The 22,044-nt window shown below is 46.6% G+C and carries 17 protein-coding genes; 6 read left to right on the top strand and 11 right to left on the bottom strand.

What is annotated here, in order from left to right; translation table 11 throughout:
- Positions 1 to 4: 4 nt before the first annotated feature.
- From LMJ53_RS12305 to LMJ53_RS12320, 4 genes are all read right to left on the bottom strand, one after another.
- Positions 5 to 4,498, bottom strand: a complete 4,494-nt coding sequence (locus LMJ53_RS12305) for an EAL domain-containing protein (protein WP_229586412.1) — start codon at positions 4,496 to 4,498, stop codon at positions 5 to 7.
- Between the two features lie 141 nt (positions 4,499 to 4,639).
- Entirely contained in the window at positions 4,640 to 5,587 is a 948-nt protein-coding gene (locus LMJ53_RS12310; RefSeq protein WP_229586414.1) for a cobalamin biosynthesis protein CobD/CbiB, read from the bottom strand.
- Between the two features lie 12 nt (positions 5,588 to 5,599).
- Positions 5,600 to 6,310, bottom strand: a complete 711-nt coding sequence (gene mtnN, locus LMJ53_RS12315; protein ID WP_229586417.1) for a 5'-methylthioadenosine/S-adenosylhomocysteine nucleosidase — start codon at positions 6,308 to 6,310, stop codon at positions 5,600 to 5,602.
- 100 nt (positions 6,311 to 6,410) lie between these two features.
- On the bottom strand, positions 6,411 to 7,295 hold the full coding sequence (locus LMJ53_RS12320; RefSeq protein ID WP_229586419.1) for a pirin family protein: 885 nt from the start codon (positions 7,293 to 7,295) through the stop codon (positions 6,411 to 6,413).
- 187 nt (positions 7,296 to 7,482) lie between these two features.
- On the opposite strand from LMJ53_RS12320, the gene LMJ53_RS12325 reads away from it, so the two are divergent.
- Both LMJ53_RS12325 and LMJ53_RS12330 read left to right on the top strand, forming a co-directional pair.
- Entirely contained in the window at positions 7,483 to 8,022 is a 540-nt protein-coding gene (locus tag LMJ53_RS12325; protein ID WP_229586421.1) for a porin family protein, read from the top strand.
- A gap of 136 nt (positions 8,023 to 8,158) precedes the next feature.
- Positions 8,159 to 8,509 carry a HopJ type III effector protein gene (locus LMJ53_RS12330; RefSeq protein ID WP_229586423.1) on the top strand — a complete coding sequence of 117 codons (351 nt, stop codon included), beginning with the start codon at positions 8,159 to 8,161 and terminating at the stop codon, positions 8,507 to 8,509.
- 60 nt (positions 8,510 to 8,569) lie between these two features.
- On the opposite strand, the gene LMJ53_RS12335 is transcribed toward LMJ53_RS12330, so the two are convergent.
- Together LMJ53_RS12335 and LMJ53_RS12340 are read right to left on the bottom strand one after the other, a co-directional pair.
- The gene (locus LMJ53_RS12335) at positions 8,570 to 8,764 is read right to left on the bottom strand and encodes a hypothetical protein (protein ID WP_226751264.1); all 195 of its coding nucleotides are present in this window, start codon (positions 8,762 to 8,764) and stop codon (positions 8,570 to 8,572) included.
- A 150-nt stretch (positions 8,765 to 8,914) separates the two neighbouring features.
- Positions 8,915 to 9,577 (bottom strand): DUF2726 domain-containing protein, encoded by a 663-nt coding sequence (locus LMJ53_RS12340; protein ID WP_226751265.1) that lies wholly within the window; start codon positions 9,575 to 9,577, stop codon positions 8,915 to 8,917.
- Positions 9,578 to 9,766: 189 nt separating this feature from the next.
- Here LMJ53_RS12340 and aceB point away from each other — a divergent pair, with 189 nt between their 5' ends.
- On the top strand, positions 9,767 to 11,368 hold the full coding sequence (gene aceB / locus LMJ53_RS12345; protein ID WP_229586425.1) for a malate synthase A: 1,602 nt from the start codon (positions 9,767 to 9,769) through the stop codon (positions 11,366 to 11,368).
- 40 nt (positions 11,369 to 11,408) lie between these two features.
- Here the strand turns inward: aceB and LMJ53_RS12350 are convergent, their stop codons facing one another.
- The gene (locus tag LMJ53_RS12350; protein ID WP_226751267.1) at positions 11,409 to 12,347 is read right to left on the bottom strand and encodes a LysR family transcriptional regulator; all 939 of its coding nucleotides are present in this window, start codon (positions 12,345 to 12,347) and stop codon (positions 11,409 to 11,411) included.
- A 196-nt stretch (positions 12,348 to 12,543) separates the two neighbouring features.
- Here LMJ53_RS12350 and LMJ53_RS12355 point away from each other — a divergent pair, with 196 nt between their 5' ends.
- Positions 12,544 to 14,136 carry an isocitrate lyase gene (locus tag LMJ53_RS12355; protein ID WP_229586427.1) on the top strand — a complete coding sequence of 531 codons (1,593 nt, stop codon included), beginning with the start codon at positions 12,544 to 12,546 and terminating at the stop codon, positions 14,134 to 14,136.
- A gap of 122 nt (positions 14,137 to 14,258) precedes the next feature.
- Here the strand turns inward: LMJ53_RS12355 and LMJ53_RS12360 are convergent, their stop codons facing one another.
- Positions 14,259 to 14,951 carry a tRNA-uridine aminocarboxypropyltransferase gene (locus LMJ53_RS12360; protein WP_229586429.1) on the bottom strand — a complete coding sequence of 231 codons (693 nt, stop codon included), beginning with the start codon at positions 14,949 to 14,951 and terminating at the stop codon, positions 14,259 to 14,261.
- A 126-nt stretch (positions 14,952 to 15,077) separates the two neighbouring features.
- Here LMJ53_RS12360 and LMJ53_RS12365 point away from each other — a divergent pair, with 126 nt between their 5' ends.
- Positions 15,078 to 15,986 carry a pseudouridine synthase gene (locus LMJ53_RS12365; RefSeq protein WP_229586431.1) on the top strand — a complete coding sequence of 303 codons (909 nt, stop codon included), beginning with the start codon at positions 15,078 to 15,080 and terminating at the stop codon, positions 15,984 to 15,986.
- 9 nt (positions 15,987 to 15,995) lie between these two features.
- On the opposite strand, the gene LMJ53_RS12370 is transcribed toward LMJ53_RS12365, so the two are convergent.
- From LMJ53_RS12370 to LMJ53_RS12380, 3 genes are all read right to left on the bottom strand, one after another.
- Positions 15,996 to 16,451 carry a YaiI/YqxD family protein gene (locus LMJ53_RS12370; protein WP_229586433.1) on the bottom strand — a complete coding sequence of 152 codons (456 nt, stop codon included), beginning with the start codon at positions 16,449 to 16,451 and terminating at the stop codon, positions 15,996 to 15,998.
- A gap of 18 nt (positions 16,452 to 16,469) precedes the next feature.
- Complete coding sequence (aceK, locus tag LMJ53_RS12375) at positions 16,470 to 18,200, bottom strand: bifunctional isocitrate dehydrogenase kinase/phosphatase (protein ID WP_229586434.1); 1,731 nt, start codon at positions 18,198 to 18,200, stop codon at positions 16,470 to 16,472.
- 108 nt (positions 18,201 to 18,308) lie between these two features.
- Positions 18,309 to 19,745: a YfcC family protein gene (locus LMJ53_RS12380; RefSeq protein ID WP_229586435.1), complete on the bottom strand. Its 1,437-nt coding sequence runs from the start codon at positions 19,743 to 19,745 to the stop codon at positions 18,309 to 18,311.
- Positions 19,746 to 19,984: 239 nt separating this feature from the next.
- On the opposite strand from LMJ53_RS12380, the gene LMJ53_RS12385 reads away from it, so the two are divergent.
- Positions 19,985 to 22,012, top strand: a complete 2,028-nt coding sequence (locus LMJ53_RS12385; RefSeq protein ID WP_229586436.1) for a fused MFS/spermidine synthase — start codon at positions 19,985 to 19,987, stop codon at positions 22,010 to 22,012.
- Positions 22,013 to 22,044: the final 32 nt, after the last annotated feature.

The raw sequence follows: 22,044 nt of genomic DNA on the forward strand, positions 1-22,044 counted from the left end.
GCGACTAACCGGCAAACCGCCCCGAGTTAAGTAAGACGATAAACTCAGCATTGGGTAGCGGTTTGCTGAATAAAAAGCCCTGTATTAACGAGCAATTACGTTGCCTAAAAAATGATAATTGTTGCTCGGTTTCAACCCCTTCGGCAACACAGTACAACCCAAGGCTGTAAGACATGCTCAGCATGGCATCGATAATGGCTTCATCGTTATGATCCACGCCAATGTCTTGCACAAAGCTGCGGTCGATTTTAATCGCATCCAGAGGCAATTCTTTTAAATATTTTAACGAGGAATAACCGGTACCAAAGTCATCCAAGGCCAATTTAATGCCGGCATCGCTTAACGATTGCATAGTCAGGATGGCACTTTGTTGATCGCGCATCAGCGCGCTTTCAGTAATTTCAAAGCGCAAGCACTGTACGGGTAACTGGTACTTGTTTAATAATTCGATCACGGTTTCCGCGAGTTTCGGTTGCTCTAAATGCTGCGTTGATAAGTTAATCGATAAGTAAACCTCATGCTTATCAGCTCGCCAGCTGACCATATCTTGCAAAGCCCGCTCGATTAGTTGCTGTGTCATATTAACGATTAAGCGTAAATCTTCTGCAAGTGGAATAAAGTCTGCCGGTGAAATCATGCCGTCTGGGCTTTGCCAACGCAACAGCACCTCAGCGCCGACCAGGCGATTGGTATTGGCATCGATGATGGGTTGATAGTAGTTAATAAACTCTTGTTTTTGAACCGCCTTACGTAAGCGTGATTCACGAGCCAGTTGCATGTGGGCTTTTTCGTTCATCGCTTTCATAAAAAACTGAAAATTATTGCGACCGGCTTCTTTGGCATGATACATCGCCACATCGGCGTGTTTCATTAACTCCGTGCCATTTAAAGCGTCGTCAGGGAAGACCGCTATGCCAATACTGGGCGACACACCAATATTTTCTGAACCCAGTTGCATGGGTTCGCTAATCACCGCCAGCATTTTACGTGCAACATGACTGAGGTTATCTGCAGATTTATAGCCTTCAAGTAACACAACAAATTCATCACCGCCCAAGCGTGCAACCGTATCGGTATCGCGCAGCGTTAATTTTAAGCGTCGAGCCACTTCTTTTAGCATTAAGTCGCCAATATCGTGACCAAGAGAATCGTTAATATGTTTAAAGCGATCTAAATCTATAAAAAATAAGGCTAAAGATCGCTGTTCACGGCGAGTTTTATCAATACCGTGCATAATACGATCCATTAACAATGCACGATTAGGTAGGCCGGTTAACGCATCGTAATTAGCCAGATAGCGCAGTTCAGCTTCAGCGGCTTTTTGTGCGGTGATATCCGTAAACACCAACACAAAGAAAGACAAGCCTTGCTCACCCACTGCACTGATATTGATTAAGGTTGGCCGTTCTTTGCCATCTGGCGTGATCACGCGCTCTTCGCCTTGCCAATGCTCGCCTTTTTGCATGCTACGTAATAAACGAGTGTAAAAGCGTCGGCGTACCAAGCTGATACCCAAATGATGCACTCGTGGTGTGTCGACATAAGTATCGACACTGCCAAAAGCCTGCGCAAACGAATGGTTAGCGGCAATAATACGTTGCTGTGTATCGAGGATCACCACCCAATCCCGCGTTTGTTGGAAGGCTTCGCCAAAGAGCCGTGCTTTTTCTTTATTGGCTTTAGTTTCTGTAATGTTACTAAAGGTGCCTAAGATTTTTTTCGGTTTGTTGTCATCGTCAACTGCGGTAACCCGCGCTTGATCGCGGAACCATAACCAGCGGCTATCTTGATGCTGGATACGGTAAGTGACATCTAGCATAAAACTAGGATCGTCTAGCAGTTTTTGCCATTGCTTTAAAAATTCTTGTCGATCATCTTGGTGGATCAACTGGCAATGTTGTTCTAAGTGCATGCTTTGTGGAGCATTTTCGAAGCCTAATACCGACTCGTAACGATTTGAGACTAGGTGGTTATGCTTAGCCAGCCACTCAAATACGCCACCATTTACCGAGGCTAAAGCTTGTGTTAAGCGTTGCTCACTCAGTTGGATTTGCCGATTGGCTTGACGTAATAAACTTTGCTGTTGCCGGCGTTTTCGCCAATACAATAAAAAAATACTGCCAAACAACAGGGCATACATAAAATAGGCAGGAGTCGAGCGCCAGAGCGGGGGTTCAATAATAAAGCTAAGGCTTGCCGGAGCACTCTGCTCTCCGGTTAATGGGGCAATGGCACTGACATAAAATTGATAATGACCTGGGGGTAACTGGGGAAACAGTACCTGATTGGTAAATTGTTCTGGATAGATATTATTTTGCTGGCCCGTTAGCCAATAACGATAAGCAATTTTATGGTTATTATGAAAAGACATGGCGCTAAAATGAATTTTTAAGCCAGAATCATTATGTGATAACTGAAATTGACGATTATTTAACTGACCTTGAATGGTTTGAGGCTTACCCGATAACACGCTAAATTCTGTAATGGTCATTTTTAACGGAGCATTATTGGCGGTTAACAGCTTAGGCTCGACGATAATGGCACCGCGCATCCCCCCATAGACCAAACGACCATCCGCTAATTTGGTGGTGGCACCATCATAAAACTCGTTAAAGGCTAGGCCATCGGCGTGGTTAAAAAATTCCAGTTGTAGGTTGTCAAGCTCCAGTCGAAATAAGCCTTTACGCGAGGCAAACCAAAGATCGCCAGCATCATCCAGTTGTAACGAAAAAACCTCATTACTCATCAGCTTGTTATCAACCGAAAACAATTGCTGCAGCGTTAAATTCTCTAAATTGAAACTGAGTAAGCCAATGCCTCGCATACCTACCCACAAGGTGCCGTTATGATCAATTTGCATTGAAGTGGCATAACGATTTAGCTGAGGTTGATAATCACTGTGTTGATAAATTAAACGCAGTTTTTCGGTATCAGGCTGATAATGCCAAAGTTGACCTGCCAGGCTAAGTAGCCAGCTTTGATCCGGTAATTGGCCGAGAATACGCCCCCAATATGCCATCGGCAGTTGTTGGTTAAGCTGCTCTAGAGGCGTAATGTGCCCAGTATCAATGTGATAACGAAAAAGGTTTTTGTGTTGACTTATAATCAGGCTATTATCAACAGCATGATAAAGTTCTAATTTTGCACCTGAAGCGAGAAGCTTTTGCTGGCTGCTATCTGCCAGGCTAGGCACACTCACCCTGAGTGTTTGAGTATCAAAACGTCGGATCCCCATGCTGACTTGTAACCATAACTCACCTTGGCTGCCAGGCAAGAAATGGTGAATGTGGCTTTCGCGCATTCGGATGTAAGGGCTTTCCGTTGCTAAAAAGCTTTGGTTTTCGTCGGTGGCTAAATTGTAGCGATTAAGGCCATTAAAGCTGCTAAGCCATAGATACTGATCTTGTTGCCATAGTTGAGTAGTGCGATCACTGCTAAAGCCGCTACCTTGGCTTGCTGCCAGATAACGAAATGCTTGGGTTTTCGGATGCCAATAATAAGCGCCATCTTCACGACTCGCCAGCCAGATGCCGTTTTGTTTATCGTGTGCAAAATCTATCACTGAATTATCGGCTATCAGCAGATCACTGTCAGAAAAACGTAAAGCCAACTCGGGTTGCTTGGCAGAGAGCGCCAATTGATAGAGCCCCTGATCGGTTCCGATCCAGACGTGATTGTCGTGGGTTTTTAACTTCCAAATATTATGTTCAGCAAGCATCGGCATTGCCGCAATGGGCGTACCTTGCTCAACATAGGCGGAAATGGCGGTAAGTGGCAGTTGAAATAAACCAGAAACCGTACCGACATACAGCTGATCATCACTAAGCAACAGGCTTTTGACATGAGATTGGTCTGCATTGATACTCGCTTGGTTCGCGGGCAAATAGGGAATATAGTGATGTTCATTGCTTTGTAAATCAAACAAGATCAAGCCGTTAAAGGCACCAATAAATAACTGCTGTTGCTGTAACGCGATATGGCGGATCCAACCTTGGTCTTGGCCTATCTGCGTTAAATCAAATATTTTTTGCCAAGATTTGTCACTGAGTTGTAACTGATACACTGCATCATTGACGACCAATAATAGCCTGTCGGCATCGCGTTCGATCACGCTCATAATCGTCGATTCTATTGGGTGGCCAATCTTTCGCGGTGGGGTGAAAAATAACTCAAATTGGCCGGCTACAGGGTCTAACAGATATAAACCCGTATGGTTTGCACTGGCCCAAAGCCGCCCTTGACTGTCTTCTAATAACTCACTAAAGGCAATTTCAGAAAGGCGATATTGTTTGGCGTGTAATTCATGAACGTTATTGCCGTCAAAGCGGTTAATCCCCCCGGCGGTGGCGAGCCAAAGAAAACCATCGTTATCCAGATGCAGTTTTCGCACCGCGCCCTGAGACAAGCCTTGCTCTGGCGTTAATGGCATAAACTGAGTTCGTGCATTGAGCGCTAGACTGGTAAACAACAGTAAAAACACAGTTAGGAGCCATTTCACAACTCGATTTCCCTTACCCTTGTTAATTTCTTTGCAAAAAAACACTGATTACTTAAGTTTATGCAACATATACCTTGCTAGCGTTGTTTGTCCAGTTTTGTTATTCGATGCGGTAAGTCATGTTGGCAGCGTATAGAAGGCTTACCCAAAATTAAAGAACAAGATTAAACCGGCGATTGCCGTAAAACAGAGTAATAACAAATTAAACTGATGCTGTTGTAAGCGCAGAATACGCCGCAAATCGGCGATATCCGGTTCATAAGCTTGTTGCAGACGCGCGCGATCGACCCGTTGTTTTCGGTAATAGAGTGGCCCAGCTAAACTTACCTGCAAGGTTTGGCTTAGCCGAGTTAATAACCTTAATTTCGCTTTGGGCATCGGTGCACCTTTGGACGCTAACAGCGTTGGCGCTCGGCGAGAATGACGCTGTAGCCAATACAGCGCAGTACTCAGCCAATAAGGTAACAGGTTCAACCATTGCTGCACTTGCGCTGCGGCTAGGCCAAAATGTTGGTACTGCTCTAACTTAACGGACCATTGCTGGCTGGCTATTTGACTCAATCGATAACACAACACCCCCGCGGCACCGGCGAGCAGATACCAAAACATGATAGCGATGATTTGCTGGCTAAACCGTAGGCAAAGGCTTTCGAGTAATGCTTTGACTAAGCCCATTTGGCTTAACTGCGCGGTATCTCTGAGCAGCAATAAGCGCGCTTGAGTTTTCGCTAAGCTTAATAAGGACTTTTCTAAGCTGATGATGATTTTTTCGGTTTGCCGCACATAAGGTTGCCAGTTTAAACAACAAAGTAGCACGATCACATCAATCAATGGTGGCCAACTGGCCAGTAGGTATAAACCAACCAGCAAGGCTAAAGGTATGCTAACGGCGACAAATAAAGCCAAGCCACCGGAGAGACGTTGCTGACTGCTAGCACGTGTTGGATCAGGGTGAACCTTGCGCGCTAAGGCTCGGCAAAATGCGGCATAAAAGCTAAGTGGATGATAAATCAGTGGAATAGGTAGCAGCCGAGCAAGCAGCAGGGCCGCGACCAGTATGATCAGCGATAGGGCAAATTCGTTTGCCATCAGCAAAGCAGGTTACAGGTTTAAGTCAGCGATAGCGCCCAACATTTCAACCACCATGGCTGAACTGTTTTTGGCTGCAACTTCTAAGTAGGCTTCAAAAGAATCGGGGGATTCTTTACCGGCAATATCACTAAGGCTGCGGATCACCACAAAAGGGGTATTCAGCATATGACAGCTTTGTGCAATGGCCGCGCCTTCCATTTCAACCGCTAACATGCTGGGAAAATGTTGTCGTGTTTGGGCAATCCGTTCAGGATCACACATAAAGCTATCACCGGTGGCAATTAAGCCTTTTTTGGTTTTACAAAAGCCTAACGCAGCAATGCTTTGTTCAGCGGCCGCAATTAACGCGGGGTGCGCTTTGTAGGCGGCTGGCATTTGTGGTACTTGGCCCATTTCATATCCAAAAGCGGTCACATCAACATCATGATGCCGTACTTCGGTACTGATCACGACATCGCCGACGCTTAATTCAGGATCAAAACCGCCAGCCGACCCCGTATTGATAATGCAGTCAGGTTTAAATTGGCAAATCATTAAGGTTGTGGCCACGGCTGCGGCAACTTTACCAATACCTGATTGCACTAAAACGACATTTTTACCGGCTAAAGTACCGATGTAAAAAGTATAGCCGCCTAACTTTTCTGTACGATTTAATTGAATTTGTTGCTGTAACAGCGCAATTTCAGGTTCCATTGCGCCAATAATGCCGATTAATTGCATGATCCCGCCTAGGCAAGTAAAAAAACACTAGTATAAACGGGGTGGCAGTGAAAAGCATTGCCTTTCCTGCCGAACGTGGGGATTACGCTAAAACAACCGGTTATTGCTGCAACGGGATCGGCTGCATGGCCTGACCAGAGGTCAGGCGGCCATGTTGATAATCGCTAACCGCCTGTTGGATCTCTGCCATAGTGTTCATTACAAAAGGACCATATTGCACAATAGGTTCAGCAATGGGCCGGGCGGCGAGCACGAGAAAGCGCACAGCGGTTTTCGCGCTGAGCGATACCGCACCTTGTGTTGATAATACTGCCGCTTGATGCTCAGGTAAGGTAACCTGCTGCTCAGCGCTGTGCAGCTCTATAGTTCCTTCATAAGGATACAGTAAAGCGTTATGACCATCAGGCAGTGGTAACTGTAGCTGAGCACCTGGCGATAAATGAATATCAAAATAGACCGGTTCAGTACTTAAACCTTGGATCGGACCTTGCACCTGTTGGTCTTGATAACAAAAGTTGCCGGCAATCACTTTAACGCGAATACCGTCAGCGGCTTGCACTACCGGTATTTGCGCGGGGTTGATATCAACGTAAGCCGCTTCTTTCATTTTTTCTTTGGCGGGCAAATTAATCCACAGTTGAAAGCCGCGCATTAATCCAGATTCTTGCTGCGGCATTTCCGAGTGAATAATGCCTCTTCCGGCACTCATCCATTGTACACCGCCGCTTTTTAGGTGACCTTGATTACCCAAGTGATCTTTATGCAACATATGGCCATCAAGCATATAAGTCACCGTTTCAAAACCGCGGTGAGGGTGTGCAGGGAAACCGGCAATATAATCATCCGCTTTCTCCGAGCCAAAACAGTCGAGCATTAAAAAAGGATCCAACCTAAAATCAGCAGATTGTCCTAAGCTGCGTTTTATTTTTACCCCAGCACCGTCTGATACTGTCACTGCTGGTATAAGCGTTTTTAATTTACGCATAATGTCTCCTTAAATAGTTAAGACGATTAAACCGGATAAACAATCGAATGAAAATTGCAAAAATTGCTGACTAATCTTCAATAAAGTAGAACGATGGCAGTTCAGTTAGCATTAAGGCGTGAGCGCTAAAGTGCCAGTCAGTAACCTTGCTGTATCGGTAATGCCGATAAGATGATTGGAGATTGTCATGAAAAAACAACTAATTTGTATAATGTTATTCAGTAGTGCTGCGGCCACCGTACAAGCGAATTCAGATATTCGTTGGGATTATCTTGGTTTAGGTTATACCGATGCGGCAGGAGACGGACCTTATATCGAAGGGTCATTACGCGTAGCGCCTTCCTGGGTTTTACAGGGCGAGTTCAGCCCACAAACGGTGGCATCACAAGACTTTAATGTCTTTCGTTTCGGTGTGACTTATCTCAGTGGGTTTAAACTCGACTTTACACCGAACAGCCAAACTTACCTGCAAGCGGGTATTGATGGCGTCAGCGGTGATCGTGATGATACTGGTGCTTTTTTCGGTATAGGCGCTCGCCATCCGTTAACGCCACAAGTTGAGTTATTAACAGAAGCCAGTTATCACACCTTAGGCGATAACTATGGCAGTGCTACGGCCGGAATTGCTTATTACTTTAGCCCAGACTGGGCCATAAGAAGTACGTTGTCGTTAAATAGCGGTGACACGAAAAACGTTTTTCGTTTTGGTATGACCTATCAGTTTTAAATCAGCCAACAGTTAGTCGTTGTTGCCCGCAGCTTGCACAGAATATATTTACCCGTGGCTGGCGCAAAGCATTGCAGTTGCGTCAGCCAACTCTTAATATTAAGCACTTGGCTAGCGCGACAGCGGAAGTGATACTATGTTAGACGATTTTTTTATCCAGTTAAGTACCGAGCCTGACAGCATTAGTTTTGCGCAAACTATGGCCGTTATTGATAAACACTATGATTTTACTGCCGTGGCCTTTGAAAACGGCGAAGTGACTAATGCCGCCGATCAGAACAACGGTTCCTGCAAAATCTTTGCATTTGGTCTGTTACACCAGTTATCGGAACCGCAAACTTTACAGTTATTTGGTGAGCATTATCGCCAGGTAATGGCCACTCCTAGTGGTACCGATCATCAAAATATTCGCAATTTTTTGATCACCGGTTGGAATGGCATTCGTTTTTCAGGTAACGCCTTACAGCTGAAAAGCACCGCTGTTTAACTCAAAAAATAAGGCCAGCAACTGCTGGCCTTATTACTTAACCGCTCTTCCTGAGCTGCGTTATACCGTCACATTAATGTTCTGGCCAAGATTTCCAACAGATTGTGCAGCGGCAGTAGGCTCAATACTTTGCATAGCATTTTGTACTAAGCTCGTGGCCATTTGCCCTTGCTGTTCTTGTTGTTTCTTTGCCATCACAGCGCCCAGCACTTCAAAAGCCTGAGCAGACGCAAGTGCGCCAACGGATTGACTCATAGAACCTCCTATTAGCAACAGGTCATCTCGTTATCGGCAAGCGGTTGGCAAACTTTAGGCATTTTTTTGCCTTATTAAAAAAGGTGAATGCCGCCTGTTGCAGCAGACGGCATTCGATCTTAGCGCGGAGTGACTCATTTCTCCAAAGCGTTAAGAAACTTGGACTAGCGCGGTAGATTGCGCTTTAATTTGTGACTTTGATAAAGCCGGTGACATTAAACGGCCTGATAGGGCGGTATTCACCAAAGCCGGCTTAACAGTACGGATTGGCCGGGTAGGGCCTTTTTTCACTAAACCTTTTAATAAGGGTTCCACTTTTGGAGCCGGTTTACCCAGTTTAACCGCGAGTGCCGCTTGTAATTCGGTTACGGTGTAACCCGCCTTAATAGCAATACGTAAATAAGGCACGCCAGCTGCATCAAGCGCACCACTCACAAACCAATCTGGTACGGCTTTGTGCCCTTCTTTATTTTGTGGATTAACTAAGTCAAGTACCGCCACCACTTTCATCGTTTCAGGTTCGCACAAGACATAATCGAGATATTTGGCATTAAGCTTTAACTGGGTGCTGCGCCGGTTTTTGTCAGAGACACTGGCCTTGATATCTAAGACATCGGCTAAGCGCACTCTGTTCATAATACGATAGTCATTTTGTACTGCTTTATCTAATAAACCCAAAAAAGAACGTTCAACCGGACTAAACAACGCAGCCTTCCGCTGCACTTGGAACGGGTTACTATTGTCAATAAAGCGACTGGCAACCAAAGCAATAACGACGACCAGTAGCACTAATAACAGCATGATAAACTCCATGCTTACCTCCGACAAAGAATTGACAGCAAGAACGATGAGTTCATACAAGCATAAGCTGTGCCAACATTTTTAATGCGGTGCTAACAGGGTTATTTTTTGAATTGATGCCAGCCATCATCTTCATTAATGGTATTTATATGCAATTTAGGCTTATAGTAACTGCATCTGAAATAGTACAAGGACACGATCATGGCAGCAGTAACAACTTGTGGCGCGCTGACTATTAAAGGCGCAATGCCTGAAGCCTATCAAGAAATTTTAACGCCAGCGGCTTGCGAATTTGTCGCAGAGCTTGCTCAATTATTCCGCCCGCCGTTAAAAGCGCTGTTAAGCGCACGGCAACAACGCCAAGCCAAATATGATGCCGGTGCTTTACCTGACTTTTTAGCAGAAACGGCAGCGATCCGCCAAGGCGATTGGCAAGTGGCCGCTTTACCCGCTGATTTGCAAGATCGTCGTGTTGAAATTACTGGGCCGGTAGAACGCAAAATGATCATAAACGCGTTAAATGCGGATGTTAAAGTGTTTATGGCCGATTTTGAAGACTCGCAAACACCCAGTTGGGATGGCATGGTGGAAGGGCAAATCAATTTGCGCGATGCTAACCTTGGCACGATCAGTTATACCGATCCACAAAGCGGCAAACATTATGCGCTAAAAGAGCATCCCGCTTTATTAATTGCCCGTGTGCGTGGCTTGCATTTATGGGAAAAACACATTGAGTTGGCAGGTGAACCGATCCCCGGTGGCTTGGTCGATTTTGCTTTATATTTTTATCATAACTATCGCACCCGCCTGAAAAATGGCACCGGTGTGTATTACTACGTACCCAAATTACAAAGCCATTTAGAAGCCAAATGGTGGGATGATATCTTCCGTTACACCGAGCAACGTTTTGCTGTGCCTATTGGGACGATCCGCGCGACCGTGTTGATCGAAACGCTGCCAGCGGCCTTTGAAATGGACGAAATCCTTTATATGATGAAAGATCATATCGTGGCATTAAACTGTGGTCGCTGGGATTATATCTTCAGTTATATCAAAACATTAAACAACCATCCGGATCGCGTTTTACCCGATCGGCAGGTCGTTTCTATGCATAAACCGTTTTTAAGTGCTTACTCTCGCTTACTGATTAAAACCTGTCATAAACGTGGCGCTTTAGCCATGGGCGGCATGGCGGCCTTTATTCCGGCAAAAGATCCGGCGGTGAATGCTGCGATTTTAGAGCGTGTGACCGCGGATAAAGAATTGGAAGCGAGTAATGGCCATGATGGTACTTGGGTGGCACACCCTGGTTTAGCCGCAACGGCCAACGGTGTGTTTGCCAAGTACTTAGGTGATAACACTAACCAGTTAGCCGTATCACGTGCTGACGATGCACCGATCACCGCTGCCGAGTTACTCGCGCCCTGTGATGGTGATCGTACGGAAGAGGGCATGCGTACTAACATCCGTGTTGCCTTGCAATACTTAGCGGCGTGGATCAGCGGCAAAGGTTGTGTGCCCATTTATGGCTTAATGGAAGATGCCGCCACGGCGGAAATCTCTCGCACTTCCATTTGGCAATGGATTAAACATGGTAAAGAGTTAAGTAACGGTAAACTTGTTACCAAAGCCCTATTTGCTTCTTTTTTAGAGGAAGAGGCAAAGGTGGTGTTAGCAGAAGTTGGGGCAGAAGTGTGGCAAAGCCAGAATTTTGCTCGGGCGCAAGCCTTATTGCTAGACATTACCACAGCTGATGAACTGACAGATTTCCTAACCCTGCCAGCTTATCAGTTGCTTGATTAACCTGACGTAACCATTTTTGGGCGCGAGTTAGCGCCCTTTTTTATTTGAGCTCTTCGGCGGTTTCGGCAATTAGGCGTCGAAACCAAATATGGCTGGCATCCTGGTGTAACAAGGGGCTCCAGATCATCTTCAGTTCAATCGGTGGGATGGCAAAGGGCGGATCCATGATGGCCATGTTAGCGTCGTTCTCATATAGTCTAGCGGCTCTACTGGGCAAGGTGGCAATCAGATCGATACTAACCGCTAAATGCATGGCAACATGATAGTTACGGGTAAAAACGGTAATATTACGCTGCTTACCTAATTTGGCCAGCGCTTCATCAACCCAACCGAGCTTCTGTACGTCTTTTGGATCCATCCCTACGCCAACACCAAAACCGGTTTTACTGACCCAAATATGTTGGGATTTTAAATAGCTATCCAAATTGAAGCTCTGTAAAACAGGATTTTGACGGTTGATCAAACAAGAAAAACTATCTCGCCAAACGGTTTTTTGATGGAACGACTGCGGTAAATGATCAAAGCGGTTAATGGCCATATCGACCTTACCATTTTCCACATCATGAAAGTTAACATCTGACGGTGTCATTATATCTAAGCTGCTGAACGGCGCTTGTACGCGTAGCTTTTTCAGCAAGGCAGGGATCAAGGTCGAGGCCGCATAATCACTGGCCATAATACGAAAAACCCGTTGGCTTTGTGACGGTTCAAAGTCTTTATTGGGCTGTAAGGTTTCTTCTAGGGTGAGCAATACACCACGCACTATAGGCGCTAATTCTCGGGCGCGTTCAGTGGGCACCATGCCTTCTGAGGTGCGCACTAATACCGGATCGTTTAACAAATCACGCAAGCGTTTTAAACCATTACTCATCGCTGGCTGAGTGATATTTAATTGGTTCGCCGCTCGAGTCACATTCTGTTCTCGTAGCAATACATCCAAGTAAACCAACAGGTTTAAGTCCATCTTATTAATATTCATCAGTAAAATACTCAGCAGCAATATTATTCGTGTTCTGAATCATAACATTGGCCAGAGCAAGACCCAAGCTGTGGTACTAACATTCACAAAATAAATGACGAGCATCATAAAAATCAGCTTTATGAATTACAGTTTTGTTGGCTATAGTGAAAGCACACCAACCCAGTTACGAAAAATTGTTTAAGAGGGAAACACTATGTCAGCTTACTCAGAACACGTGCAACAAGTCGAAGCGTTATGTGGCAAAGAAAAAGGCTGGAATGCTATCAGCCCAGAGTATGCAGCTCGCATGCGTTTACAAAATCGTTTTCACACGGGTTTAGATATTGCGAAATACACCGCAAAAATTATGCGTGAAGATATGGCCGCTTACGATGCGGATAGCAGCCAATACACCCAGTCATTAGGTTGCTGGCATGGTTTTATTGGTCAGCAAAAACTGATCGCCATTAAAAAGCACTTTGGTAGCACCAAGCGTAAATACTTATACTTATCCGGTTGGATGATTGCAGCACTGCGTTCAGAGTTTGGCCCTTTACCTGATCAATCTATGCATGAGAAAACTTCAGTACCGGCCTTAATTGCTGAATTGTACAACTTCTTAAAACAAGCTGATGCGCGTGAGTTAGGCGGCTTGTTCCGTGATCTAGATGCCGCACGTGCTGCCGGTGATGCCGCTAAAGCTGCCGCAGTACAAAACAAAATCGATAACTTTGAAACGCACGTAGTACCGATCATTGCCGATATCGATGCCGGTTTTGGTAACGAAGAAGCCACTTACTTACTCGCGAAAAAAATGATCGAAGCCGGTGCTTGTGCCATTCAGATTGAAAACCAAGTATCGGATGAGAAACAGTGTGGTCACCAAGACGGAAAAGTCACCGTGCCGCATGCCGACTTCTTATCAAAAATTAATGCCGTACGTTACGCTTTCCTAGAGTTAGGTGTGGATGACGGTGTTATCGTTGCCCGTACCGATTCATTAGGTGCTGGTTTAACCAAGCAAATTGCCGTAACCAACGAGCCAGGCGACTTGGGCGACCAATACAACAGCTTCTTAGATGGTGATTATATTAGCAGCGCCGATGATATTGCCAACGGTGATGTGGTGGTCAAAGCCAATGGTAAGCTGTTAAAACCAAAACGCTTAGCCAGTGGCTTATTCCAGTTCAAAGCCGGTTCAGGTGTGGATCGTGTGGTACTAGACTGTATCACATCACTGCAAAACGGTGCTGACCTACTGTGGATTGAAACTGAGAAACCACATATTGGTCAAATCAAGGATATGGTTGACCGGATCCGTGAGGTGGTTCCTGGCGCTAAGCTGGTTTATAACAACAGCCCATCTTTTAACTGGACGCTTAACTTCCGTCAACAAGTGTTCGATGCATGGAAAACTGCAGGTAAAGACGTCTCAGCTTATGATCGTGCCGGCTTGATGGCTGAGCAGTATGATACAACGGAACTAGCCCTAGAGGCCGACAACCGTATCCGTACTTTCCAAGCTGATGCGGCGCGTGAAGCGGGGATTTTCCACCACTTAATTACTTTACCTACTTATCACACGGCAGCGTTGTCGACAGATAACTTGGCGAAAGAGTACTTTGGTGCCGCCGGTATGCTGGGTTATGTTGCAGGCGTACAACGTAAAGAAATCCGCCAAGGTATCGCCTGTGTGAAACACCAAAACATGTCAGGTTCTGATATTGGTGATGATCACAAAGAGTACTTCTCTGGTGATGCCGCGTTAAAAGCCGGTGGTTCGCATAACACGATGAACCAGTTCTAAGCGTCAAATTGTGTCTTACTTTCGCAACGTGGTCAGGTTAATCTGACGTTGGGCAGCCAGTGGCTGCCCTTTTTTTATGCCGCTAATCACAGTGTAAGCGGATAAAAATGCTAATGCTCGCTTTAGAAACGGCTATCAGGCTCAGCCAGATGCGGCTTACCTTTTATATAGGCACGGCGAAACTGCACAAAGTAGTCACGCAGGGCTGTGGCTGCCAGCGGTTCAGCTGCCAGTTCTAACACGGCAATGGCGACCTCAGCGGTACAAAGTTGATGTAAATGAGCGGCTTCACGCAGCACATAATCACTGGCTTGAGTGGGTTGAATACCCAGCACCGGTAATGTTGCTAAATACGGGCTGCGAAACATTTTTTTGGCTTCGCGCCAAGTGCCATCTAGCATCACAAACAGCGGAATGCGCTCAGCGGTGGCTTGCGCCAGCGCGTTGGCGTCAGCTATACAGCGCTCTGGCGCAGCATATTGTTGTGGAAACACCACAATAGGCACATATTTGGGATCGTGGAGTAGTGCTAATAAAGCGGCATCTGGCTGAGTGCGATCCCAAACAAAGGCATGGCTATCGGCGGCAATATCACAAATCAGTCGGCCGGTATTGGTGGGTTTGTAACATTCGCCGGTGTACATAATAAAGCAGAAAGCCGCGCGAGCTTGTGGCGCGGGGCGAAGCGCACAAATACATGCCGTGGCGGGCAATAAACAGTTTTCACAGCGGCGCACCTTACTCCCCCGAGCATTAAATACCCGCGTGGCTTTAAGTAGCTCACGTTGTCGTAATTCTAAGATGGCGTTGGCCATGATGGTGCATCCTCTTGCGTGTGTGTTTGCGGTGCTGTGCTTGCTAACGGGCGCGTATTGTACGGGCTTTTATGCTAAAATTCGCGCTCTTTTTGTGAACGGCAGGCCTTAGGCGCGAGTGACTTTGTGAGTATTGCAACCCAAGCTTCAGAAATTACCCTACCAGCAAATAATGCGGGATGGCCGACGGTATTGGCTTTTTTAATCGCGAAGTTTCCAGGCGTCTCGGCTGCAGTTTGGCAACAGCGCATTCAACAGGGTAAAGTGCATTGGTATCAAGGCGAGTGTATTAACGAGCACAGCGCTTTTTTACCCAGTCGGCGGCTTTGCTATTACCGCGAAGTCGAAACCGAGCCGGTGATCCCGTTTGCACATCGTATTATCTATCAAGATGCGCACCTGTTAGTGGCTGATAAACCGCATTTTTTGCCGGTTACCCCGGGGGGCAGCTTTGTTAATGAATGCCTGTTGCAACGTTTAAAAACAGACACCGGCAATCAAGATTTAGTGCCTCTGCACCGTTTAGATCGCGATACCGCGGGTTTGGTGCTATTTAGCCTGCAAGCCGACAGCCGTGCGCTTTATAGTCAGTTATTTAGTGCTGGGCAGATCAGTAAAACCTATTATGCAGTAGCAGAGGTGGCGCAGTTTCATGATGCACTGCCACAACAATGGCAGCTGCATAATCGGATTGAGAAAAGCCAGCCCCGGTTTTTAAATAAAATTTGTGCTGGCGAGCCAAACGCCTCATCAACGATCCGCTTGCTTAAGGTTGAGGCCGGTTTAGGGGTGTTTCAGTTACAAGCACATACCGGTAAAACGCATCAATTACGCTTACATATGCAAAGTTTAGGCTGGCCGATTTTACACGATGCCTATTATCCCGTGTTAAAAGCTAAAAACAGCGGCGATTTTAGCCAGCCGTTGCAATTATTGGCCGCTGAAGTCAGTTTTATCGATCCGATCAGCGCCGAGTTACGGCGCTTTTACTCTGAGCAAAAACTCGCCTTTGGCCCAACTTTAGCCGCAGATTAAGCCAGCGTTTTAGAGCGTGCGGCTTTGTAAAATACGATCTAATTGATTGGCAAAGGCTTGTCGATCAGCTTGATTGAGCGTGGCGGGGCCACCCGATTGAATACCGCTGGCGCGCAGCGTTTCCATAAAGTCGCGCATAGTGAGTTTTTGCTTGATGGTATCCGCGTGATAACGCTCACCCCGAGGGTTTAGTGCCAAGCCGCCTTTGGCGATAACCTCGGCAGCAAGCGGAATATCCGCCGTGATCACCAGATCGTCCACTTGGCAACGCCGCACTATTTCATTATCGGCTTCATCAAAACCTTTACTGACGGTCAGGCTACTAATATAAGCCGAGGGTGGCGTCCGGAGCGGTTGATTGGCCACCAGAATGAGCGGGCATTGTTTACGCTCGGCAGCGCGATATAAAATTTCTTTAATCACAGTAGGGCAAGCGTCAGCATCAACCCAAATGGTAAAAGACATAAGTGTTCTCAGCTTAATTTAACGGGAATAACGTTGGCTAAAGCGCATCGCCTGCGGGTAGGGGAAAATATCCTCCACGATGCCTTGGCGAATATGATACTGCTTTTTTCGCCAATAGGCGGCATCCAATAATTCGGGATGCTGACTAAACAGTAACTCACGGATCTGAGCTTGCGGTGTCACAAAGGTGGCGATTTGTTCTGGAAAAACATCGCCGGGCTCGGCCCAGCAATTCGCTTCTGCGTTTATTGCATCTTCAAAACTATCGGTTTTGGGCAAAGAGCGAAAATTCACATCTAACAAATACTGCACTTCGTCATAATCATAAAATACCACGCGGTTATGTCGCGTAACGCCAAAGTTTTTCAAGAGCATATCGCCAGGAAAGATATTGGCGGCGATCATTTCTTTAAGCGCGAGGCCGTAGTCATCCATAATTAAGGCTTTTTGCTGATCAGTGGCCTGCTCTAAATACAAGTTCAATGGCACCATGCGTCGTTCGATATACAGGTGCTTAATCACCACTAAGTCATCTTCGATCTGCAAGGAACCGGCAATACTGTGTTGTAACTCGGCTAATAAATCGGCATCAAAGCGGTTTCTGGGTAAGGCAACATCGGAATACTCTAAGGTATCCGCCATCCGGCCGACGCGGTCGTGTCCTTTTACTAACTGATAGCGGGCTTTGACGGTCGCACGGTCAAACGGCTTACTTTCAGCAAATTTATCGCGGATCACTTTAAAAACATAAGGAAAAGAAGGCAGCGTAAATACCATCATCACCATACCCCGGGTACCTGGCGCGGCGACAAACTGATCTTTACTGCGGCTTAGGTGTGACAAGAGCTCTCGGTAAAATTCGGTTTTGCCTTGTTTATGTAAGCCAATCGCGGCATAGAGTTCAGCTAGGGTTTTATGCGGCAGCAGTTCACGTAGAAAATGCACCAGCGCTGAGGGCACGGGGCACTCCACCATAAAATACGCGCGTGAGAAGCCAAAGATAATACTCATTTGTTGCGGATCGGTCAGTAGGGTATCGAGGTACAGGCCGCGCTCGGTGTCATGTAATAGCGGAATAATAAAAGGTTGTTGTCCTTCTGGGCTGACCACTCGGCCAACAATATAGGCCGCTTTATTACGAAAAAACGGTGTACGTAAAATATCTAAACGCAGTAAATGAACCGGATAAGCGCCATGGCTGGATTGGGCAATAAAGCTGCGCAAAATGCAGCGAATATCATGCTCTAAATCGATAAAGGGCGTGTTAAAACCAAAGGCTCCAATAATATTACGAATAGACTGCTTCAAGCCGGCTTGGGCCGGAAAATAGCTTTCATATACGGATGAAATAGGGGCGGGTAGATGCTGTTTGTCTAAGGTTGATTCGACAAAGATATTTTGATTATGAAAGTATTTGCGGGCAAATAAGCGACAAAACACCGAATTATAGAAGGTTTCAGCCAATTCGGCTTGCGGGTGAAATAACAGGTATTCTAAATAATGCTGCTTCACTTGCTGCCATAGCGGTTCATTTAAGCATTCGGCGGGTAACTGGGCTTGCAGGTTAGCGATGGTTTCATTCACCCGTATATCGTAAAACTGGATCCGTTCAGAACTATCTTGCTGATAGGCTTGCCAATCGGCTTGTTCAAAGCGTTGCCAAGCTCTGCCGGTGACTTGCTGAAATAAACGAAAGTGTTTGCGAAAGCCTTTTAAGATAATCTCGGCAATTTGCCGGGCTTGCTTCATAGCGGAAACCTAAAAACATCGAATATCGCTACTGTATGACAAAGCCTGCGTGGCGGCAAGTTAACGTCACGGATGCAAAGTGATACGCTGACTTGCCTGCGTTGCTGCTTACGCCGCGTTCTCTAACACGGTGGTCTGTTGCGTGCTGAGTTCAGGCTGCACATCATCACCGTAATCAAACATCACGGCTAAAACCAAAACAACGGATGATGCCAACATTAACTTGAAGATCAGCGGCAAGCAGAAGCGGAACCAATGGCCATAAGGAATACCGGCAATACCAATAATGCCCATTAAAATCGCATTGGTGGGAATAATCATATTAGAAAAACCATCACCAAATTGGTAAGCCAACACCGCCACTTGCCGTGGTATTTCTAACAGATCGGCCAGCGGCACCATCAGCGGCATGGTGACATAAGCTTGACCACTACCAGAAGGGATAAAGAAGTTTAACAGCGTTTGAATGACCAGCATGCCGATGGCGGCAATTTCAGCCCCAACATACGACAGTGGCATCGACATGCCATGCACTAGCGAATGCAGTACCTGACCATCTTCTAAAATCAACGAAATACCGCGAGCAACGCCAATTAATATTGCGGTGGTAGTCAGCTCCATGGTGCCTTCAATAAATTTCTTGGCCGCCGTGTCGGCGGAAATATTGCTAACTAATGTGGTAAATAGCCCCCAAGCAATAAACGCAGCGCCCAGTTCATATAAATACCAGCCATTAACCCGAATATTGTAGGCCACCACGCCAATCGTCAGCACAAAACTGCCCAGTACCAAGCGGTGTGCCAAGGTTAGTGCTGGATAATTGACTGCGGCCTTGTCACCCAGCGGGCAGGGCAAATCTTTGACCATCGACTGGTTGGGATCGGCGAGCACTTTTTTAGAGTAAGACCAGACATGGTGAAAGCCGATTAATACAAAGGGTAAGAAAATGGCTGCGCGCAGCGGCCAGCCGGATAAAATAGGAATATCAGCAATTTGCTGAGCAATAACCAAAGTAAATGGATTGACCGCAGAGATACCGTAGCCAATACCATAACCGGCAACGGTCATACCCACTGCGGTCATCGCATCGAGTCGCATCGCTTTACACAGCGCCACTAAAATCAACACAAATGGAATATATTCACCCGCTGTGCCAATAAAGCTCGAGGCCATGGCAAAGCAAAATACCACCATAAAAATCAGCAGTTGAGGTTGAGTACCAAAGCGCTCTAACAAACGGCCGATCAGCGCGTCGACCGTGCCGGTAGCGCGGGCAATGGATAACACACCGCCTAAAATCATCACAAAAAAGATCACATCTTGCGCTGAAGCAAAAGCACGAGGTATGGCGGTTAATAATTGCCAAGGTGATAAATAGCTACGCTCTTCCACCAAGGTAAAAGTGCCTGCTTGCACGACAGACCGGCCATTGGCCAGCGTCTCGGTTTGAAAGAAGCCTTGCGGCACAATCCAGGTGGCGATTAGCGCAAGCACCATCATGCTAAAGAGTAGCGTTAGGGTGTGCGGTACTTTAAATTTTCCCATAATAAGACCTTTGTTGTGCGCTTGGCGCATCTTAGTGATAATTTTTGTTTAGTGTTTAGTGTTTAGTGCTGTAAGGCAGCACCCAGTTGAGCCGCGGGGCCTCACTACAAAAAAGCAAGTCTACCCGATGTGGTATTAGTCGACAAATTTAGTGACTTTGTACCTTTGCAAAGGAGTAGTACTTGCTGCGATGGCTTGCTTTGTATAGGCTTGGCGTTTTTTCTTGCAAGGGGCTCGTTTTGGCACTGTTTCCGCTGACCATTTTGTTAAGTGCAACCCTGTTATTTTTAGTGCAGCCGATGTTAGCACGTTGGCTGCTACCGCAATTTGGTGGGGGCGCTCAAGTATGGGCGGCCTGCTTATTATTTTTCCAAACACTGTTATTGGCCGGCTATGCATACGCCCATTTACTGACGCGCTTTGCTAATTTAAAACAACAGCGATGGCTGCATGCGGTATTCGTTTTAATGGCGCTGGCCAGTTTAGCGGGTTTAACTCACCCCAATGCCAGTGCTGCCAGCGCCTATCCGCTGTTGGATATTTTATGGCTGTTAACTCGTACAGTGGGCTTTCCTTATTTCGTGTTAGCAGCAACCGGGCCCTTATTACAATATTGGTTTGCTAGTGTCTTTCCGCTGCGCTCACCGTATCGGTTATATGCCTTATCAAATTTAGGCTCCTTTGCTGGTTTATTGCTTTATCCGTTTTTAGTTGAGCCTTATTTAGCGCTAGATTTGCAACGTCAAAGTTGGGCTCTGGGCTTTGTGTTGTTCAGCCTAAGTATGACTTTTCTGCTATGGCGAAGCTTGCAAGGCAGCAAAGCTGAGGCGGTCGCACCTTTACAATTACGCGGTCAGCCTTATGGCTATTGGCTGGCATTAGCCGCTGCGGGCGTGATTTTACTGTTAGCGGTAACGCAGCAAATTACTCAAAATATCCCACCAGTACCGTTTTTATGGGTGATCCCGCTGGCATTGTATTTATTAAGCTTCAGCTTAGTCTTTAACCGTGATAGCTGGTATCAACGCTCGGTATGGCTTTATCTGTTTGCTATCTGCTTGTTAATGGCGCTGTTGTTGTATTTTCTCGGCCGTCAGTTTGATCTGTACTCGCAATTATTACTTTATTTATTGTTGTTATTTAGCGGCTGCATGCTTTGCCATGGCGAGCTGGCGCGCAGCAAACCGGCTCATGGTGCTTTAACGGCTTTTTATTTGGTACTGGCGGCAGGTGGCATGCTCGGTGGCATCTTGGTCAATTTACTGGCTCCTTTTCTATTCACTAAATATTGGGAGTTTCCGTTAGTGTTGTTGGCCATTTTATGGTTGGTCACGTTAGTGAACTGGCGACAACAAGCCCGCTGGCAAACGGCGCTTGCCTTGTGTTCTGGTGTGCTGTTTATCGGGGTGTTTTGGTCGGCGGAATCCTGGCTAGGGCAGCATGATGTCAGTAAAAGTCGAAACTTTTATGGCAGCTTAACCGTGCGCGATGCCCATGTTGCCGGACAGTGGCAACGCCAGCTCATTGATGGCACAACCAGTCATGGTGCCCAGTATTTAGCGGTTGAACAAGCACAGCAGCCGCTGAGTTATTATCGTGCTGGCACCGGCGTGGCCTTAGCGTTGCAGAATTTTTTACCCGCCGATCCCAGCCGCACCGCGGCGCAGTTGCAAGGGCGCAAAGTCGGTTTGGTCGGTTTGGGGGCGGGGGCTTTAGCGGCTTATGGCGAAGCGGGCGATGATTACCAGTTTTATGAAATCAATCCTGCGGTCATCCGTGCCGCGCAGCAGCATTTTAGTTATTTAGCCAATAGTGCGGCCAAGCCGCAGGTGATATTAGGCGATGCTCGCCAGGTGCTGGCAAAGCAATGGCAGCGTAGCGGCAGTCAGCAATTTGATCTGTTGGTGTTGGATGCTTTTAGCAGTGATGCCATTCCGGTGCATTTGCTAACTGCAGAAGCGATGGCATTGTATTGGCAGCACCTAATGCCAGATGGCGCACTGCTAGTGCATATCTCGAATAACTATTTAGACCTGAGCAGTGTGCTGCGTAATCATGCCGCCCAGCTGGGTTTACAAGCGCTATTTTTACCCACTGCGGCTGATGCACAAAACCCAGCGGCGACAGAGTGGGTGATCTTAAGTCGTAATCAACGTTTTTTAAGCCAAAGTATCCTACAACAGCACAGCAAAAATTGGCCACGCCCGCTGCAACCTCATGTGTATTGGACCGATCAGCGTAGTAATTTGTTCTCAGTGTTAAAATAAAGCCGCCGGGGCGAAATGGCAATTGCGCCCCT

It is taken from the genome of Rheinheimera sp. UJ51 (assembly GCF_020819615.1).
In the GTDB taxonomy this organism is placed as follows: Bacteria; Pseudomonadota; Gammaproteobacteria; order Enterobacterales; family Alteromonadaceae; genus Alishewanella; species Alishewanella maricola.